Here is a 19,498-nt window from a genome sequence, read left to right on the forward strand (position 1 = left end):
AACCGATGGCTTAGCTCCTACTCTAATCATAGATATTAGGCTGCCAAATTTGCATAATTATGTCGGGGTTTTCTAGGCTTTGAAACCCAAATTGAGAATACAGACCATGAGCATCACTTGTTGCTAACATAAAACGACGTAAACATTGCAAGTCTGGATGTGACACTACAGCTTGCATAAGTAATTTGCTGATCCCCAAACCACGATATAATTCTGCTACGAACACATCTCCAAGATACGCAAATGTTGCTTTATCGGTAATAACACGAGCAAACCCCACCTGCTCGCCCAACTGGTTATATGCGCCAAATACTAACGAATTCGTAATCGACTTTTTAAAGGTTTCAAGGGGAATATTTTTAGCCCACGAAGTTTTAGACATAAAAGAGTGAACCACCTCTATATCTAAATCGTTGGGATTCGATGAAATTTTAAATTCATTCAATTTAATTATCCTACAACAGTTATGGCTTCACCTGAAAACCCAAATCGTTGACCTGATTATGTTTCTACAGATATATAATCACCAATTTTAAACGCTTGATCACTTCTTACTTGCAGCTTTTTTGTTATAAACCTCAAACCTTTTTAGCAATAATTTCAACGGGAGCAACGAGCCCATTATTAATATTTTCAATCATATTTTTCATTTTAAGTGCCGTGTTGTCCTGCATCAAAATATGTAGTCCTAACGGTGAAGTATCGCTACTAGACTGTGTTTTTGCTCGTAGCTGCCTAAAAAAGTCAATGGCAAAATCGCCCCGATTATTTACACTTGAAACCGCAAAGCCAGCATCACTTAAGGCCTTTTTGTATTGGCTTGGAGTGGCTAATTTACTGTTACTACTTTCAGTCGCCCACGGGACTGGATAGATCAGTTCACCATCGTTTTGACGCATAACATCATACACCCCAAAAGCTGAGCCAGGTTTCAACACACGATATATTTCACAGAATAACGATGTTTTATTCTCTATATTCATTCCAACATGCAGCATATAACCGCCATCAAACATATTATCTTGAAACGGCATTGATAAAGCACTTCCGTGATAAAGCCTAATATATTCGTCAAGATTCAACCAGCCACTCAAGGCATTTCCTGTTTCGACATATTCCGATGTTAAATCTATACCGGTAACGCGGCTTTCGTGTTTAGAAGCTAGGTGTCGTGCAGCGCCCCCTAAACCACAACCAACATCTAACAAGTGACTTCGCTTAGAAAACTTAAGTTGGTCAATGAGATGATCTGTTGCTAAACGTCCACCGATATGGAACTCATCGACTGGAGCTAGATCGTCTAAGGTTAGATTTTCGGAGGTTTTACCCAGGGCACAAAGCGCTGCTTCGATGGCACTTAGCAAATCGCCATGTAAATAATGTTCAGAGACTCGTTCATCATGGGACACAACACTCATCCTGTCGATTCTTCAATAAAATCAAGCAGCACTAACACTGCAATAGTAAGCACAATGGAATGCAGTTTACTTTAATACACTATGGTACAAATATTCCCATGCTAACTGCACACTGTGCATAGGCGGGTAGGAATAATCTTCCACTTCGGCAACCATGTATTTTGGCGGGTTAAAGTCAGCATGATGAAATAACGCCATCCAATCAATCTCGCCACTTGCCCCCAATTCCTTATAATCTTTGATGTGCCAACTTAAAAATCGATCTGAATATTTTTTAAAATAATCGATGGGTTCAACACCAGCTACTTGCATCCAATAGATGTCAGCTTGAAAATAAACATATTCGGGATCGGTATGTTCCAAAAAGTAATCATAAATGCGGGTGCCTTCAACAGTTTTAAATTCATCAGCGTGATTGTGGAAAGCGAAAGTGATCCCCTTTTCACGGCATAATTTCCCTATCGCATTGTAATAATCGCTATAGCGTTTTAGTTCACCTTTGTTTTTTATGGATGAAAGTTGATTGTTGGACGTTGTTAAATACTTTACTCCTGCTGCCACGTGATCATCTATGGTTTTTGACCACCATTCCAACGCGTCTTCCCAATCATCAGCAGCAGGGAGATCATGAAACGTCATCGAACCCCAAAACAGCATGCCGTTGCCTTCGACTAAATCCCGAAACTCTGTTGCTGGCATGCCATAAAAAGTACCATTTTCATAAACAAATGTTTCCACATAGCTATAACCCATTCTAGCCAACTCTCGCAGTGTTTTTTCGGGATCTTTCAACATTTGCTGATGGACAGAAACCAATTGAATACCAATATTTTTATCCTTTGGATTTGATTTAATATAGCGGGTTTTCCAAAGACTTTTACCGGATTCATCATAACCTTCTAGTAACACATTGGTTGGACTTTGAAAGTCAAATTCGACTCGCAAATAAAAGTTACCCAACATATCCAGATCTTGCATTTCCCATTTGGTTTCAGATGTAAAACGCCCCATTCCTTTGAAAATAGCGCCATGCTGATTTTGTCCTAACGCAATAATTTTCTTGCTCTTAGCATCATAACCAATCAGCTCAGTCAGTATGGGAAGATATTTCCCATCTTGATATTGCAGCACTTCCACTTGCATCGACAGCTTATTCATAGTCGAAGTATTGTGCATTCTAATGGCTGGAAATGTGGCGATACTTTCTGTACCGGCATGCTCGCTACTTACCCAATGCCCAACATATTGATGTAAGCGGTCAACTTGAGAGTCGATGGAATTTTGTGCCAAGCTATTTTGAGTGAAAACAAAAATCAACGTTAACGCAGTTAAAATTCTCATACTTGTAACCTGTTGTTTGTTTATTTGAGAACCGAAAGGTTGTCAATTATCAAGGCAAAAGTTAATTATTAACTTTAGCTGCTATATTCTGATTTTTAGCAATCCACTTTAAATAGCAATGATCGTCATTAATGCACTCAATACATCTCACAAGGCCTGAATACTGGTGATTGATTATACTGTGGGTTTACTTAATTTACGGGCAATGTAATAGCGATAAAACCCCACTGCACTGCTGCCAACAAAAACGATTTCAACTAATATACCTACAGGAGACCATAAAATAATATTATGTATTAGCCATAATGATCCTCCCAATATCATCATAATCCGCAAAAACTTATCGTTATGACTAAATGAGCCTGTGGTAACAAAAACCGTCGCAGCAAACCCTAAAATACTCAAAAAACCAATATACGTATAAACGGTAATAAATAAACTAACGACAAGTGACACGGCTGCCATCCATTGAAATTTCCATTTGATCGAAAGTAAAAACCGAAAACTAGAAAACAGGAAAATATAACCTGCAGTCGGTTGATCAAGTAACAGATAATGAAAACCATTAAACAAACAGCTAACGGATAAAAGCGCTAAAAGACGATTTTTATCCTTAAGTTGCATAGCAAAGCACTCTATCGTAAGAGTGAATGTAACTAGCACTTGAGAAAGTAAAAAATCTGGCATGTATTTCCTAAACAATGATCATTGATATACGCAGCTACAGCTAAAGACCACATATCCGCCATACTCGGCTGCTGCATCGATGTTCAAGCAATGACTTAATCATTTTTCTTAAATTGACAATTTAATCAAGCTTTCTTGTTCCCCTTGGTACAGGTAAACCGGAACAAGTTCGGCGTTTCCTTCCACAGTTCTTAACTGAAAGTAATTTTCTGTGCACTCATAGGAATATGAATCATTTTCTCGTGGGATAAGCTTTCGTTTATTCTCGCCTTGATATTGGGAATAAAGTGTCCCCTGTTCGAATGAAATCGTTAAAATTTTCGAATCTGGAGCCCGATAATTGCCGACCAAAGACGTTGCTAAATCATCGACTTCTTGTTCCCCACCAATTGGCTTAGGTGAAAGCTTTAATTGAAGCCCTATCATGTCTAACAACGCTGGACCTGGATGCTTGCTATCTATATTAGTAAACGCAGTAGCGGTTAAATCTTCACTTGGAAAATAGACATGCCAAGCAAAAAATCCCGGAACCATACCTTGATGACTAACACTCTGTAATCCACTTATCGAGAATACATCTAGTCCATAACCGTAATTCACAGGCTGATTATTATCCAATCGCGCGTTACTGGTCATTAATTGATAACTTTGTTCGGAAATAACCAGTCCCGATTTTAATCCGTTTTGCCAAAGGCTCATGTCTTTGAGTGTCGAGGCAATAGCACCAGCAGAATAAATCCAACTGCGATCTACTTTCCATGCTCTGTCTGTCACTTCTTCTGGAATAAGATAGTGTTCGGGTTGGTTACGGCTACTGGTGTAACCTTTCACTTTTCCGGCAGATGTTCCACTAGTAATAACAAAAGTATCGTCCATTTTTAATGGTTTAAAGAAGGTTTTAAGCATGAACTGGTCATAAGGCATGCCGGAGGTGACTTCAATCACTTTGCCCAATAAAACATAGCCTAAATTGGAATAGCGATATTTCAGACCGGACTTTGCGCTAAGGGGTTGCTTACTAATGCTTTGAATAACCTGATCGATAGCAGCGTAATGGTCATAAAGCATAGCTACCGAAGGGTCAGCTAAATAATCAGGTAAGCCAGAAGTATGACTTAAAACACGATCAATAGTTAAATCCTTATATTCTGGATTAATATCTTCAATAAACTGGCCTAATGTGTCTTGTAGAGATAGTTTTTTCTGTTCTGATAATTTTAAAATCGCGGCAGCAGTAAATGTTTTAGTCACCGAGCCTATCTGAAATATATCGTCTATTTGCAGCGCTTCCATTGTTTCGATATTTGCGATCCCCGCCGCGCCACTGTAAATATGTTTACCAGACTGCTCTAACCTAACAGCCATTCCTGGTGTGTCAGCATGGGTATGACATTGTAAAACCGCATCAAAATCACTTTGTTTTGCTGTCGCATTAATTGCGTACATGCCAATATAAAAACTAACTAATAACTTTTTGTACACCTAAAAGGCTCCCTATTATTTAAAACCACCCCCCCATAATTAACACGTTTTGATAACCCAATTCCCATTCCTAAGGTGATAAGAACAGCTAAGTGATCTTGTGAGGTGCATGCAACAGAATTTTGCTTTACTGCGACCACTCGTCTTTGCTGGATTCAAAACGCGTCGATTAAATCACGCCTGACTCAACCTTTTGTCAACTGATTGGCATAGGTGTCGCCCCAATCTTTTCTGTGCTCACCTACATTTTCGCTGGTTACATCCCTTAATTGTTGTAACAAGGATGTGGACTTGCCAGAATCTAAACCTACATATCGGAATAAAGCATAAGCTATCATGCCGGTGCGATGAATTCCTGCAGAACAATGGATATATATTTGAGCGCCATTTTGTAGCGCCTTTACACAAAGGTTAAAAATATCATCTATTTCTTCAAATCTACTCGGCTCAGGCGGCTCCGCCGACTCTAGTGACAACCACAACCAGCTTAAACCGTTTTTTACAGTTGCACGCCCTATATCTTTAGCACCCTCTTTTTCAGAAAGTAAGGTGAATATGTGAGTAGCCCCACAAGCCTTCATATTCTCAAGCATCTTCACTTTTGGACGATGCCCAATAGCAATACAACCATTCAACAGTGCGACCCAATTTAAATTTAAATCAGGGTTCTGCTTCGGCATAGACTTTAATTTTCCAACCAAAGGACCAAGTTTAACTCTGGACTCTGGATTCGTATTCATAAACGCTTTAGCTTCGTCGATCAACGCCTGATTCGCAGGTGAATCATGACTCCCAGCGCTCAATAGGCTTTCAAATTTTTTTAATAGTTCGTTAAGTTGCAACATATTTTTCTTAATTTAGGTTAAACATTTAAGCCGCAAATCCCCACCATGAATCAGCCCAACCTTTAAGTTCGTTAGGTTTACATTAGATCCCGCTTAAAATCATCATACAGTTTTTGCACAATAGGTTCTGAAGCTGCATTAAAAAACTTCATCATTGATTCTTTCGATGAAAATAACGTTTTTAACTTTATTGAATATCCAGGTGCAACGGGAGAAATCGGAATAGCATTATACGACCAGATAATGTTACCCGCGCTATCAAATAACTGTGCAGCGATATTGAAACGAGAATTAAACTCGTCAGAAAAACCATGAACCATTCCTAACACCACCACATTGAGTGTAATAACCAATTTATTTTGCGAGTTACTATCAAATCGAATCTTCAAGTTATCTGCGTTTACTTTTTCAATAAATTGGTTCTGCACAATCTCATTAAGACTTATTTGGTGCTCATCCATAAATTGTAACGCAAGCTCTCTTACTCCGAGACCATCACTAGCAATTCCAAAATGATGATAACTGACACCAGTCCATTGAACCTCAACGGTGCTTATCGCGGATAGCATCGAATTGTCATTTGGACTAGCTTCGAGTTTTACAGTCTGTAATTGTTCGAAATTTTCTTTTTTTAGTTTTACATTCGGGACAGATGAACAACCACTTACAAAGATAATAAAAAACAGCCCTAAACAGTATAACTTCATCACTACTCTCCTTGGTAACTAACATTTAATTTAGCTGAGCAGTCTTTCATTACAGGCCACGACCATTACAGTCACGACTTAAAGGTCTATTTTCATATACACCTTTATGTGGTTGTAGATTAAATCTGCCGATGGGGCTCTCATTCCAGCTTTTAACCCATAATTGCTGATAAAAAAACGAATAATTATTGGCTAAAATAAGTCACAAAGATACAGATACTTAATTTTTTTTGGGTGTTTTAAATGAGCTCATTTAACTTTCCAATAAAAAAGCGAATGCCGTGATTTACAGTCGCAATATTGGGGGGATATAGATAAATTGCCACCTATATTTGTCGAAAAACAGGCTGCAGATTGATTGAATTTCGTTACATGCAAAGGAGTAAAATAACCAAAGGCTTCACTAAAAATCAAAACCCAATATAAGAGGAAGACCGTAAACTAAAAACCAGGTATGACCGTTAAATGACAAAGACGCTTAGAACGGCATACTAACTTTTAAATGGATACTATATTTAACTTTTAGCGTTGTTTGTATTGAGTAGGACAATAACCTCGCGAGACATCTGAACTTCGACGCTTAAGATGCTTTGTTGAGCGTCCAGCAACCCGTGAACGCCAAAGCTTAAAACTCCCCAATTTTAATTGATTGCGCATGAATGAAATCACTTCAGACTCATTTAAACCAAATTGTAGCTCTATCGCCTCAAAGGTAGTTCTATCTTCCCACGCCATCTCAATAATTCGTGATTCACTTTCTTTGGATAATCTCATTAGGTAATCTTTGTCTAAAAATATACTTAATTTACGCTCACACAACTTTTTTAGATCATCCAGTGCTGATTTAAAACTTCACTCGACTAACGTCTCAAATATAACTAATTTATATGCATTTCTGGCTCACTTTCACAACATAAGTCATTAATACTATCAGTAAATTAGCCGGTTAAAATCCATGTGAATGAAAGCGCCACCATGTTATTAGCGCTTAGGGTATTTAAAACATTTAGCGCGTACGCTTAAGCTGATTCCGTATTCATTACAACATAGCGCTCTGCCACCTTTCTATAGCCTAATTCTAATAGCAATTGTTGTTAACGAACAGTGGATCATTAAGCCTTCGCCACCACATTGAAGTTGAGAGCCGATTTTTCCTTTGCCGAATAAATATGTAACGTATTTGGCACCATCCTATACCTAGAAGGCGGTGTTAAGTGCAAAGTTCATCTAAGCTTTTAATTTGCCGACAGGTTAAATTAGACGGCATTGGCTGATTAGAATCATTAAGCCAAATCGCCTCTAGTCCAGCTTCTATGGCAGGAATAATATCCCTTTCTAGACTATCACCAACCATCACCATATTGGATGTTTGCTGCTTTATATTGCCTGCTATTTTCACATAGAATTCACTGCTGCCTTTTGCTACGCCTAGGTTGAAGCGACCAAAATAGCCAGCGATAAACTTTGCAAGTCCCACTTTTGCGAACGCGGCTGCAATGTCTAAAGCAGTTGATTCTGCCGCATTGGTTGCTACATAAATAGTGGAATTGGCTGCGATCGACTGTAATGTTTCATATGCCCCTGCCACAGCTTCCACCTTTGACCAGTTGCACATTTTTCCTTGCTGATCTGGAAAGTCGACCATCAATGTATCGCCCCAGTCAAAAAGATAAGTTTTGTTCAATTTTTGCACCTTATGCACAATACCCAGGTTTCAATCGGAAACAAACACATGCTTGAATTCCTAAAAGTCTTCAGGCGGATGCAGACTATAGTTAGGTAGCAACTACCTGAATAAATATCTTTTGATTGATGAAAGCCTATCTAATCTCAATGCTATTACGCCCCCACCCCCAATTATATAAACCATTAATTTAAGGGTTCGCTAGCTATGCTTTTACTAATTTTCAATAGCACGAATATGCTTGATATAGGGTCTTAATTCCGGCTTATTTATACGCGCCTCATCTAAATGATCCGCCCATTTGGGTAAAACATCAAATATGAGAGGATTCACGCTTAACTGTACATCTATTAAACGTGTCAAAATATCAGGGGAAAAAGCTTCCATGCTCCAATACCGAGAATTTTTATAATAGTAATGACTCATTTGACGAGCAAGATTACACATATTTTTATACATGTATTTCCCCGTTTCGGGCTTTGGTTCATCATCTGGTAATAGCACAGCAAAGTTAACTAATGGAGGAGCTTTCAATGAATTCCAATCTTCGAGGTAGGATAACGTTTCATCCTTTAACTTGGTGTTCAACAGAAGTCCAGAAACAGGACTAGGAACATAAACAGAATGAACTTTAGAAGCAATTAACCTAGACAATACGTTATTATTGTAACTTCCATTAATTTTGAATTCTGCGATTGGATCCCCTCTGTTTATCCAACAGTAATTCTGTTTATTCAAAAGATCAATCACACTTCCACTATGTGTAAATCCCGAGGCGTAACCGGGAATTACTGCCACTTTCGAGCCTATTGTAATGCCATTTGGTATGTCCATATCCCCCCCTAATTTTGATGATTAATTGATCCACAGAATGATTTCACAAGAACCTCTATAAAAAGGGCCAGCCTCCTCGACCAGAACCAGAGTTAGCTTGCTAAAGACTAAATCATTTAGAGGCTAGCATGAACAAACATAGCATAATTTTTTTAGCGCTCAATTAACAATCGAAAATAGTTGATTAAAATTATTACAGAATGAGCGAGCCAATGAATATGCGCCCCAATAAACGATGGGAATAGACATTATGTGTTTGTTAACAGCGCAAAAAAGACTGACATTTCATTCGTCGACCTTAGCGAACTCATGAAAGCTTTTTTAGACAGTTATGATCCTTCTATGACTGAAAATGTTGTAGTCGCCAAAACTGCCGAATTCAAAGAGCGAGTTTTGCAGATCGAGAACGTGATTACCTTCCTTGCTGCCGCATTAGAAAAGGTAAGAAGCGGACTGGATGAAACTTTAAGTAGATAAGGTCTGTTGCAGTATCACAAAAATTAGGGTGATCACTGAGGTTTTTGCAAACAGTGGAAGGTTCGGCGTATTACTAATCAACTACAAAAATAACAATTGGAAGAAAATCCAATGACATTGCTTTTGCTGAGATAAGTGCATTTTGTCGTACTTTAAAGCGATACACTAACGAATCGGCTTGAGATTATAGAGCTAATACAAATCAAAAATCATTAGGTTAATTTCGCTTACTCGCAAAACTTCGTCAGTGGCGATAGAAAACAAAGCTTGATGTTTGTGCTGTAACTTATGTTTTACTAGTACTAATTACCGCCCTTAAAGTACATAAAAATAAACACAATCATTAAATGCCCTAAAGAAACGGATAAACCCAATAAACCATTTTTAATCTTTGCTTTGCGATAGCCTTCCAAAGACATAATAAAGCCAATAGATACGGTAATTGGATATGTAAGTATGAACAGCGTAAGGAAAACAGCAATACCCATATCACTAGCGGTCAAGCCTTTAACCCCATGCAAAATGAGTATCACCATCATTGGCCAGATAAGAAATGACAAGCAAGCCAATCCAGAAAATATTAATAAGATAAATGAAATTCGCCTAGCGTTCAAAATGACTCCTTGTACTTTTAATCCCGTGATAGGTTACCCGACCTATAGCAAAAAAACAGTGCTCATATTACGCAAGGCAAAATTGAAATTACCTAAAAACACCGGAACCAGTAAGGTGTTAAAGTTAAGAAGAACAGCTGTAGTGAGACACGCCACCCGCATCAAAATAAACATGTGGCTTTAAGCTGTAGTACTTTTTCTCAATTTCAATCGGCTGCTGAGCATAGGGTTGTGTTAATACCTGTTGCAATTCATGAACAAGATTGAAATTCCCGACACTTGCTTGCTGATATGCTGGCACGACTAGCCATTCTCGCCATGTGTATTTAGGATTAACTTGCAGCATTATTTGCGCTGTTTTTTGCAAACCATCCTCAGCATTATCAATTAAACTTCGCCAGCTATGCAGCCATTTTTCCCATTGTGCTGTTAATGCGCCCGATGGAGCATTGTAGAAACTTTTACTTAAGCTAGAAATATCGTCAGGGATAGTTGAAAGCTCCCGAAAAAAGATAGTGTAGTCAACAGAGGTTTGTACCATCAGCGAGATCAGTTGATTGAATAATTCAGGGTCAAAAGACGACAAGCCAAGTTTAGACGCCCACATCGTATTGGTTTTTTCTTGCATGACTGAAGCGAACTCAAGATTTACCTGATTCAATGAAGCCATTGCCGAAGGCGATGATGCGAGCAAAGGCTGCAAGGCTTTGCAAAACATATTGAAATTGGTCTGTGCTGCGGCCCCCTGATTGAAAAAGGAAAAATGTTGTCCGCCCCCCGTCCAGGGTTGGTAATAAGGTTCAAACCTCTCAACAAAGCCAAAAGGACCATAATCGAGTGTATAACCACCGCAAGCACAATTATCACTATTAAAATTTCCTTGGCAGTAGCCAACGCGCAACCAGTGACAAATCAGCGAAGTTAATCGCTCGCGAAATGCTACGGCTAATTGCACAATTTGGTCTGTAATTGCTAATTCACGATTGACCTCATCTGCATATTCTCGCTCAATCAAATGCACCGCAATCATCTCTAACTCTTTAAGTGCGTCTGGATATTGATTAACCCGCGCTCGACGAGCAAAGAGTTCAAGTTGGCCAACACGTAAAAACGAAGGAGCTACCCGGGTTGAAATCGCCACAGGGTTAGAGACTGTCATATCTGGGTTGGTGGAATACGAACCTTGCGAATACCAAGGGCGACTTACCTGCTCTGATTGCGAAACGAACAGGCATAAAGATCGAGACGTAGGCACACCCAAGGCATGCATATGTTCTTGCGCTAAAAATTCCCTAACACTTGAACGCAATACGGCACGGCCATCACCACCGCGGCAATAAGGCGTGCGTCCCCCACCTTTTAACTGCATCTCCCAACGTTTACCATTAATAACAGCTTCAAGAACAGAAACCGCACGGCCATCACCATAACCGTTACCCGTTTGAAAAGGGCATTGCTGAATGTATTCAGTACCGTAAATTGACAATGCGTAGCCCGTGGCCCAGCCAACTGGACGCATTGGCGAAGGTACAGCGGATATGTCGCCAGAAAATAATCGAGTAAACGCCTCTGTGTGCGCTAGGCTGTCATCAAAACCTAATTCAGCGAAGAATGCTTCACTGTGGGCAACATATAGAGGATCATCAATGGGTGTGGGCTTTACAGGAACATAATGCCCAGAAAACACTTGTCTAGGCTGATAATCATCGCCTGTTTGAGTGGCATCAGGGTCGCAATTAAGATTATCAACTAAGGAGTAGTCGCTTAACTTAGCCAAATCTTCTAGAGTCTTTACACTTACTGGAACATCCGTAATTGGTCGCTTAGCCATGGGATTCAAGCACCCTTTTTCAAATCAAATTCATAAAAGACAGTATATTGCATTTAGATTCGTCATTCTTATGATTTTAATTCGTCTACACCTCATACTTAAAAGAACTCACTGTGACCTCCATTTTAGAAAGTTACCTAGGCAATTGAACTTGACTAGAGGCTGGCTTCTTTTGTTTACTTTTCTTAGCTGTTGAAGAAAAGTAAATCGGGCCTCATGGATGAGGCTTGAAAAACGTCATGGATGACAGTGAGCGCCGCGAATTAGAAGTATGCGAAGCCCAAAATTAATCTCAATCGGCAGTGCCGATGCTTTTATTGCGACTCCAAGTTCACCGAGCAACGAAGACAAATAAAGGATAAATGACATGGATGTCATTTGAGCAATGTCTTGTCGGGAACAAATCATTGCGGCCTTTAATTGGCAAGTCGCGCAGGTATCAGAACTTGGCGGGAGCGCGGCTTCTTTTGTTTACTTTTCTTAGCTGTTGAAGAAAAGTAAATCGGGCCTCATGGATGAGGCTTGAAAAACGTCATGGATGACGGTGAGCGACGCGAATTAAAAATAAGCGCATCAAGAATAATCCCAGCGCATAAATCCCCCCATTCACCTACGCTTTCTACCCGTTTTAATACCCAGGGCTTTGTTTCTGGCTTGTTGTTTTTGTTTACCTTTACTGCTTCGATGCTCTTTTAGGTTTTGTTTTGTTAAATCAGGTTCAAATCCTGGTAGCCACTGTGACAACAAAACAGTGTTCAGTACTTTTTCAACCGCCTCTAATAAATATTGTTCGTTTGGACTCATCAGCGATATGGCTAGACCGCTATTCCCTGCTCGACCTGTACGACCAATGCGGTGAATGTAATCTTCAGCAACAAAAGGTAATTCGTAGTTGATTACGTATTTCAAATCGATAATATCAATGCCCCGCGCCGCCACGTCGGTTGCCACTAGAGCGCGCACTTTTCCTTGCTTAAACTCAGATAATGCGCGCTCTCTAGCACCCTGTGATTTATCCCCGTGAATAGATTCGGTTTTAATGCCGTCTTTACACATTTCTTTAGCTAAAGCATCTGCTGTTTGTTTAGTGCGCGTAAAAATAAGCACTTGTTGCCAATTTTTTGAACCAATCAAAAAAGAGGTGAGTTCGCGTTTACGACTTTTATCAACTGTGTAAACTAACTGTTCAACCTGCGTGGCTGCGGCGTTACGCTCACTCACTTCGATCAATTCAGGGTTGTTAAGTAAGGTTTTACTTAATTTGAATAGTGCATCGTCAAAAGTAGCTGAAAATAGTAAGGTTTGCCGTTGTTCAGGAATTCGCTTTAAAATTCGATTGATTTCGTCTTTAAACCCCAAATCTAACATTCGATCTGCTTCATCAAAGACAATGAACTGAAGTTGGCCTACATCAACACTACCTTTGGCAATATGGTCTAGTAATCGCCCAGGAGTGGCCACTAAAACGTCAACTCCTTGTTCAATCGCCGCGACTTGGGGGTTAATACTGACCCCGCCGTAAGCAACTGCTACCCTAAGTTGGGTATACAATGCATAGCTAACGAGACTTTCAAACACTTGCTGGGCGAGTTCGCGAGTCGGCGTTAGTATCAAAGCGCGGATAGGCCTAGGTTCATCACAGTGTTGCATCAACTGTTGTAAAATAGGTAACGCAAAAGCGGCGGTTTTACCGGTCCCAGTCTGCGCACCGGCCATAACATCTTTGCCGGCCAAAATTACCGGGATCGCTTGTGCTTGAATAGGTGTTGGACTCTCATACCCCAATGCCGTAACAGCATCAGTAAGAGATTCATCTAAATCTAATGAAGAAAAAAGCATTTGTTATTAACAATGTTTGATTATTTGTTTTCTTTATACCATCCCTACCCTATATGCCAAACTTTTCGACCAAATATTAATAGCACTTCCTGTAATTCAATATAGTTTTAGGCAATCGTTACTCTATTCATATCCGAAAAAAAACATAATCGTCAATATAAATGCCCTTCGTACATTAAAATCACTAATATCTTCTGTAACTCATTGTTTTATTTTAGTATGTTAACAATATGATTTAATAAGGTAGTCTCGTTGAATCAATTGGCAGAGTGGTTCAAACAGGTGTTATTGTTAATTAAAGTAACCGCCCTTTCACTTTACATATTAAAATCTGCAGCTAATGAACTAGCCTAAAAGCATGATATGTAAACAAAAAAACTAAGTACAGGAAGGTATCAACTTTGCATTTATGGATTAGCCTAGCTCTTTTTTTTGGGATAGTAGCAAATGCCTATTCTTCGAGCGCCAAGGAAGCGTTGCTATCTAAACGTACTTTAAGTACCCAAGATGGCTTATCACAAATAACCGTATACGATATTGAGCAAGATTTAGATGGCTATATTTGGCTGGCGACTCAAAAAGGAATAGACAGATTTGACGGTTATTCTTTCGTCAACTTTGCTCAAACGGCAACGACGAAAAATGGCTTACTTTCTACTCGTATTAACGATCTTGAACTTAATCACGAGAATGGCAATTTATGGTTGGCTACCACCAGTGGATTGCATCGCTTCAATAATGCATTAGGAAAAATGGAAGATATTCTCCTCTCATCCAATCCAGGAGAGGACTATCAACGAGTCACAGCTTTACATTTTGACCAAAATAACGATTTATGGCTCGAAGCGGACTCGAAGCTATTTACTAAAGCAAATTTATCCGAAAGCTTCAGTGAAGTTAATATGCCCAACTCACCGGCGATGTTAACCATATATGAAATTGTATCTGATCAGCAAAATATACTGTATTTCGCTACTAATGCTGGTGTATTTAGGCTAGATACGCGATCGCAAAAATGGCTACCCACTCTACTGAGTGATGTTTTGGTATGGTCAGTATTTATCGACTCAAACCAAAACCTTTGGGTTGGCACAAATGGTAAAGGTCTTTTTCATTATACCTTTGACGCTAATTATGAACCGGTTACAAAGCAACACTTTTCCAAAGAGCAAGGTCTTTCACATAATATCGTTAACGATATCGAACAAACAAAATCAGGTGAAGTATGGGTAGCCACTAACTCTGGCCTAAATATTTTTTCAGATGTGAAAAATGGACAAGCACTTACTCCAATCCAAACTTCAAACGCTGATTCAGACAGTAAATCGAAAATTAACAGCTTGTTCATAGATGCCTCTGATCAAGTTCTATATGGCACTTTAGTTAGCGGATTTAGTGTGGTTTCACCCCAATCTTTACTCTTTCAAAGAGTCGCTATAGACAACAATAAAGTTATCTTTGCAGCAGAAGTAGATAATCAAGGAACACTCTGGGCGACCTCCCCTGAAGGTCTTTGGAAGATCGAAGCAAACTTAAGTTCCACTGCGTTGGTCAATTTTGAAAAAGATGACATTAATGAAGGTACGAGCAATATTTTATTAGGAACCCATTATTCAGCTGCAAATGACATGTTATGGATAGGCACACGAGTAGGATTAGCACGTCTTAACGACAGTAAAAATGGTGTATCGAGTGTTGGTTTAAATGGCATCCCTATCTACTCAATAGAAAACGACGAGCAAGGAAATCTTTATTTAGGTACGGTATCTAATGGCATGTATCACTATAACCCTAATACCTTTGAAATTATTCATCACTACGAAGCCGACAGAGTTTTAGGTATTCATGTTAGTGGACCGGATAAAGTTTGGTTAGCAACGCCGAAAGGATTAATAAAAGTCAATCCACTTGAAAAAACCCAACTGAATTATAAACATGATAATAACAACCCTAATTCTTTACCTAGCGACTCTTTACCTGGAAATTATATTTCGTGGATATCTAGCAAATCTAACAACCAGTATTTAGTGGCTGTGAATTCTAAAGGTTTGTTTAATATGACCGAAGATGAAACAACAGGTAAATTGCACTTTACTGAGCTGTTTCCAACCAGTTCGTTAAAAGATGCTTCAATAGCCGCTATTGTAAAAGATCAGCAGAAAAATTTTTGGGTTAGCAGTATCAAAGGAATCGCTAAAATAGCAGCAGACTATTCTAGTTTAGAATTTTACGACAGTACTGATGGAACCGCTAAAGGCGGCTATTTTATTGGTGGTAAATCGATTAACTCAAACGGTCGTATCTTTTTTGCTGGTTCAGACGGTTTAACCCATTTTCACCCAGACGAAATTGTCAGGCCTAAAGTAAACCCAAGGTTAAATCTTACACATATCGATATCTTAAATGAACATTTAGGTAGCCGCAAAATTAATACAACTAACGATCCCTTATCAACGCTCAAAGATTTGTCTTTGGCGTTAGAGGATAGTGACATAGTCGTCACATTTGAATTTGCTGCAACTGAATTGGTCGCCCCAGAGAAAATAAAATATGCCCATAGATTAATAGGTTTTAATTCTCTATGGCAGGAGCTAAAAAGCAACAAACGCTCAATAACCTATACATCACTAGCTGCTGGTCATTATGTACTTGAAATAAAAGCCACGAATAGATACGGAGAATGGTTAGCAGATCATGTAGCCATGGACATAGAGGTTTCACCACCTTGGTATTTGTCAAATGTGGCTTTGATACTTTGGATAATATTGGCACTTCTGAGTATCTATTTATATGCCCGCTGGCGCTCTTACAGCCTTTATTTGCGTTCACAGCATTTAGCCAATGAAGTCACCAATAAAACACGGGATTTAGCCCTGGCTAACGACAAATTGCGTAAGTTATCTGATTTAGACCCACTGACGAATATATTTAATCGCAGAGGCTTTACCCACGCAGCCAAAAAGCAACTGGCTGAATATAATGAAAGTAGCAATAACAGTAAAAATAACGCTAACAAAGTTTTCAGTATCGTTTTATTCGATATTGATTTTTTCAAAAATATAAATGATACATATGGCCATGACGTAGGAGATGAAGTGTTGATTGGGATATCTCAAAAAATTCAAAACTCGTTAGGTGTTGATGACAAACTAGGCCGCTGGGGAGGCGAAGAATTTATTGCATTGATTCACACTGACAACATTGAAATTGCCTTTAAAATAGCAGAGAGAGTAAGAAGTCAGGTCGCCGATTTCACCCTCAACGGCACAGCTGAAAAAATTCAAATAACACTTTCTGGTGGTTTAGCTGTCGTGCAAGCCGACAACAATTTAACTCGCTGCATTAAGGAAGCCGACACCTTGCTTTTTCAAGCAAAAGAAAATGGTAGAAATCAAATTGCCTATAAACATACAAGCTAGTTTTGTAAGCGCTATAGGACGAATGTGCCTGAAATCGATGATTTTTACATTAATTAAAAGCGACTATTGACCTAAACGGCAACCTCTTTAACATAGCGTAACTAGTGTATAAAATAATGCAGCAAGTAACGTACAAAATAGGGTTTGCTTGTGGGTGAATCTGTTTTTGTTCGTGAAATTAAAAACCAAAGCATAAGTGAATACATCATTATCTCACCTACCCCTTTAAAAAATAAAAACTGACTTGATGTACTACTCGTCCAGAATTGGGCAGGCATATCTTTGAGAAACAAGGTCCAAAGCAATTGATAGACAATCACCAGCGGAATAAAACAAATACACATCGTTTTCCAAAAACTAAATAACCTCATACTTGCTCTTTGATGCCATTTAGTTAATGTGCTTTGCGAAGCGCTCCTCAAACTGGATAATAAAACGACTCAGCGCCACTCCTTTAGAAGTGGCGCTGGTTACTGCATTCCTCATGCTTACTTTGCACTTATGTTAACTATTTCTCGACGTTATTCTTCTAAAATAACTTCGAAGCCGCCATATATTAAACGCTTGCCATCAAAAGGCATTGGGTTTTGCTCTGGGTCCATCCTAGGGTCGTTCATAATTGCTTCCCAACCGGCATCACGAACTTCCTTTGTTGGCCATACAACAGATGAAAACACGACAGTTTCATCTTTGCTACACTTCACTGCAATTGGGAAGGATGTAATATCACCATCAGGAACGTTATCTCCCCAACTTTCAGTAATTTTCAATGCTCCGTGATCTTTGAAAACGAGCGCAGATAACTTCGCATGTTCAATATATTTTTCTTTATTTACAGTTGGTACAGCGGCAACAAACCCATCGACATAAGACATATATTATTCCTTGTATACTTTATAGGTTGAAAATTTACATAACGAGCCTGTAGAAAAAAGGTAATTTTGTTTGTGCATTTATTACTTCTCTGTTTATTTTTTAACTTTATCTACTTTGCCTTGAACATCTAGATTTTTCAATTCTATAAATATGAATTGGGGTTAATTTTACACTCACCTGCTTTATCATTTTTAGGGATTGATTTTAGCCAGCTTGCGCAGGGCTATTGGAGCGCATAAGCATTGCCACACCTAACCAAGAGAACCATAATATTTGGCTCAAACCAAATATTTCTGTCAGTACTTCTGCAGGATAAATAGTGAGAATACCAACAGTACCAATAAATAAACCAAAGCAATTTAATAATTTAGGTAGATCACCAGTTTTTAAACCTGCAATACTCAATAACAGAACCCATAATCCTCCTACGACTTCGTTACCTCCCCCTAACCCTTCAACTACGGTATTAATAACAACCCAAAGCGTCATTGCTTGCTCTGGGTTTTTGACGGACAAATCAATTACAGCCCCTAATCCTACGTTTGCAATCATTCCACTTGCTATGACAAGGCCAACCCAAATAATACCGAAAGCTGTGGCTATTTGTGATAAAACAGGGACTTTAGTGTGCATCCGTTGATGGATTGCTAAAACTAATACAGCCAGAAAAACACCAAAGACAACATACATAGCTAAATTCACTACCGATAAAACCACTTGATTATTCGTTAGAAAAATAAACTTCTGTGTATCATCTGAACTGACTGGGTAATCCCAAAACGCGCCATAAAAAATAAAAGCTGATATGTAAATAGCAGCCTCAAAAAGTGCTGCAACGCCCGCCAATTTTTGTAATTTATTCACGACTCTATCCTTGATTAGAAAAATTTGAATTTACCTAAAAGAATAGTTATTAACGAATTTAATATGTAACAAAAGCTAACTTTTTAAACGGGGAAAACCCGAACGTTTTTCCACAGATTTGTCCTTTCGGCCATACTTACATATGCAACTTTGTCTTAGCAAATGACGTAACAAACAGCCTTACCGAAATACACGTAGAGGGCACAGCTGCTTTATCTTGACGCTAGATAGGTGGGTACTCATTTCCTGAAGAAAAAGGAAAACGCAATGAGTGTTCAGAAATTTAAAGTAATGCGAATCTCATCGTATGACTAATGCACCAATAAACTGAGGAAAAAAGCGCGAGTCAGTGATTTAATTTGTTTGTTATAACCACAGGTTAAATAGCCTTACGCATTCTATCTATTAATTCAAAACATGCCTGATACAGTAAGATTTCCATGTCTTCCTTATGGTAAAGGGGGCTCCAACGAAATAGACCTTTAAGACTAAACTGTTTAGCTATAAATTCACCCCATGTAACGGATTTAGAAACGCTGAACGTTTTAATTGTCTTATTTTGCTTAAGATTATAAAGCCG

Annotated in this window: 17 protein-coding genes; 2 read left to right on the top strand and 15 right to left on the bottom strand. The window is 38.9% G+C overall.

Going from position 1 to position 19,498, the window contains the following annotated elements:
• Window positions 1–22: 22 nt before the first annotated feature.
• The 10 genes from Q4567_RS18565 to Q4567_RS18610 form a co-directional block, all read right to left on the bottom strand.
• On the bottom strand, window positions 23–445 hold the full coding sequence (locus tag Q4567_RS18565) for a GNAT family N-acetyltransferase (RefSeq protein ID WP_303501540.1): 423 nt from the start codon (window positions 443–445) through the stop codon (window positions 23–25).
• A 133-nt stretch (window positions 446–578) separates the two neighbouring features.
• Entirely contained in the window at window positions 579–1,418 is an 840-nt protein-coding gene (locus tag Q4567_RS18570) for a class I SAM-dependent methyltransferase (protein WP_303501542.1), read from the bottom strand.
• Between the two features lie 66 nt (window positions 1,419–1,484).
• Complete coding sequence (locus Q4567_RS18575) at window positions 1,485–2,759, bottom strand: sugar phosphate isomerase/epimerase (protein ID WP_216046707.1); 1,275 nt, start codon at window positions 2,757–2,759, stop codon at window positions 1,485–1,487.
• A 174-nt stretch (window positions 2,760–2,933) separates the two neighbouring features.
• On the bottom strand, window positions 2,934–3,446 hold the full coding sequence (locus Q4567_RS18580) for a YgjV family protein (protein ID WP_216046708.1): 513 nt from the start codon (window positions 3,444–3,446) through the stop codon (window positions 2,934–2,936).
• Between the two features lie 108 nt (window positions 3,447–3,554).
• A complete protein-coding gene (locus Q4567_RS18585; RefSeq protein ID WP_303501544.1) occupies window positions 3,555–4,928 on the bottom strand; it encodes a serine hydrolase in 1,374 nt (457 codons plus the stop codon).
• Window positions 4,929–5,113: 185 nt separating this feature from the next.
• On the bottom strand, window positions 5,114–5,773 hold the full coding sequence (locus Q4567_RS18590) for a tyrosine-protein phosphatase (protein ID WP_303501546.1): 660 nt from the start codon (window positions 5,771–5,773) through the stop codon (window positions 5,114–5,116).
• Window positions 5,774–5,850: 77 nt separating this feature from the next.
• Complete coding sequence (locus Q4567_RS18595) at window positions 5,851–6,480, bottom strand: hypothetical protein (protein WP_303501548.1); 630 nt, start codon at window positions 6,478–6,480, stop codon at window positions 5,851–5,853.
• Window positions 6,481–7,002: 522 nt separating this feature from the next.
• Window positions 7,003–7,254, bottom strand: a complete 252-nt coding sequence (locus Q4567_RS18600; RefSeq protein ID WP_216046711.1) for a TIGR03643 family protein — start codon at window positions 7,252–7,254, stop codon at window positions 7,003–7,005.
• 436 nt (window positions 7,255–7,690) lie between these two features.
• Window positions 7,691–8,164, bottom strand: coding sequence for an HAD family hydrolase (locus Q4567_RS18605; protein WP_303501551.1), 474 nt, complete (start codon window positions 8,162–8,164; stop codon window positions 7,691–7,693).
• Between the two features lie 216 nt (window positions 8,165–8,380).
• Entirely contained in the window at window positions 8,381–8,998 is a 618-nt protein-coding gene (locus Q4567_RS18610) for a hypothetical protein (protein ID WP_216046713.1), read from the bottom strand.
• 309 nt (window positions 8,999–9,307) lie between these two features.
• On the opposite strand from Q4567_RS18610, the gene Q4567_RS18615 reads away from it, so the two are divergent.
• A complete protein-coding gene (locus Q4567_RS18615) occupies window positions 9,308–9,475 on the top strand; it encodes a hypothetical protein (RefSeq protein WP_216046714.1) in 168 nt (55 codons plus the stop codon).
• Between the two features lie 302 nt (window positions 9,476–9,777).
• On the opposite strand, the gene Q4567_RS18620 is transcribed toward Q4567_RS18615, so the two are convergent.
• The 3 genes from Q4567_RS18620 to Q4567_RS18630 form a co-directional block, all read right to left on the bottom strand.
• Window positions 9,778–10,035, bottom strand: coding sequence for a hypothetical protein (locus Q4567_RS18620; protein ID WP_303501553.1), 258 nt, complete (start codon window positions 10,033–10,035; stop codon window positions 9,778–9,780).
• 178 nt (window positions 10,036–10,213) lie between these two features.
• On the bottom strand, window positions 10,214–11,920 hold the full coding sequence (locus tag Q4567_RS18625) for a YdiU family protein (RefSeq protein ID WP_303501555.1): 1,707 nt from the start codon (window positions 11,918–11,920) through the stop codon (window positions 10,214–10,216).
• Between the two features lie 606 nt (window positions 11,921–12,526).
• The gene (locus Q4567_RS18630) at window positions 12,527–13,759 is read right to left on the bottom strand and encodes a DEAD/DEAH box helicase (protein WP_303501560.1); all 1,233 of its coding nucleotides are present in this window, start codon (window positions 13,757–13,759) and stop codon (window positions 12,527–12,529) included.
• Window positions 13,760–14,160: 401 nt separating this feature from the next.
• Between Q4567_RS18630 and Q4567_RS18635 the strand changes: the two genes are divergently transcribed.
• A complete protein-coding gene (locus tag Q4567_RS18635) occupies window positions 14,161–17,178 on the top strand; it encodes a ligand-binding sensor domain-containing diguanylate cyclase (protein ID WP_303501562.1) in 3,018 nt (1,005 codons plus the stop codon).
• 521 nt (window positions 17,179–17,699) lie between these two features.
• On the opposite strand, the gene Q4567_RS18640 is transcribed toward Q4567_RS18635, so the two are convergent.
• Window positions 17,700–18,053, bottom strand: coding sequence for a DUF1428 domain-containing protein (locus Q4567_RS18640; RefSeq protein ID WP_216046719.1), 354 nt, complete (start codon window positions 18,051–18,053; stop codon window positions 17,700–17,702).
• 205 nt (window positions 18,054–18,258) lie between these two features.
• On the bottom strand, window positions 18,259–18,918 hold the full coding sequence (locus Q4567_RS18645) for a hypothetical protein (protein ID WP_303501564.1): 660 nt from the start codon (window positions 18,916–18,918) through the stop codon (window positions 18,259–18,261).
• Window positions 18,919–19,498 lie beyond the last annotated feature (580 nt).

Origin of the sequence: Aliiglaciecola sp. 2_MG-2023 (assembly GCF_030548145.1) — a bacterium.
GTDB lineage: Bacteria > Pseudomonadota > Gammaproteobacteria > Enterobacterales > Alteromonadaceae > Aliiglaciecola > Aliiglaciecola lipolytica_A.

What these genes read in the sequence shown, in the direction of transcription:
- Q4567_RS18570 (WP_303501542.1), bottom strand. Translation starts at nt 1,418, where the DNA reads ATGAGTGTTGTGTCCCATGATGAACGAGTCTCTGAACATTATTTACAT.
- Q4567_RS18575 (WP_216046707.1), bottom strand. Translation starts at nt 2,759, where the DNA reads ATGAGAATTTTAACTGCGTTAACGTTGATTTTTGTTTTCACTCAAAAT.
- Q4567_RS18580 (WP_216046708.1), bottom strand. Translation starts at nt 3,446, where the DNA reads ATGCCAGATTTTTTACTTTCTCAAGTGCTAGTTACATTCACTCTTACG.
- Q4567_RS18590 (WP_303501546.1), bottom strand. Translation starts at nt 5,773, where the DNA reads ATGTTGCAACTTAACGAACTATTAAAAAAATTTGAAAGCCTATTGAGC.
- Q4567_RS18595 (WP_303501548.1), bottom strand. Translation starts at nt 6,480, where the DNA reads ATGAAGTTATACTGTTTAGGGCTGTTTTTTATTATCTTTGTAAGTGGT.
- Q4567_RS18600 (WP_216046711.1), bottom strand. Translation starts at nt 7,254, where the DNA reads ATGAGATTATCCAAAGAAAGTGAATCACGAATTATTGAGATGGCGTGG.
- Q4567_RS18610 (WP_216046713.1), bottom strand. Translation starts at nt 8,998, where the DNA reads ATGGACATACCAAATGGCATTACAATAGGCTCGAAAGTGGCAGTAATT.
- Q4567_RS18615 (WP_216046714.1), top strand. Translation starts at nt 9,308, where the DNA reads ATGAAAGCTTTTTTAGACAGTTATGATCCTTCTATGACTGAAAATGTT.
- Q4567_RS18625 (WP_303501555.1), bottom strand. Translation starts at nt 11,920, where the DNA reads ATGGCTAAGCGACCAATTACGGATGTTCCAGTAAGTGTAAAGACTCTA.
- Q4567_RS18630 (WP_303501560.1), bottom strand. Translation starts at nt 13,759, where the DNA reads ATGCTTTTTTCTTCATTAGATTTAGATGAATCTCTTACTGATGCTGTT.
- Q4567_RS18640 (WP_216046719.1), bottom strand. Translation starts at nt 18,053, where the DNA reads ATGTCTTATGTCGATGGGTTTGTTGCCGCTGTACCAACTGTAAATAAA.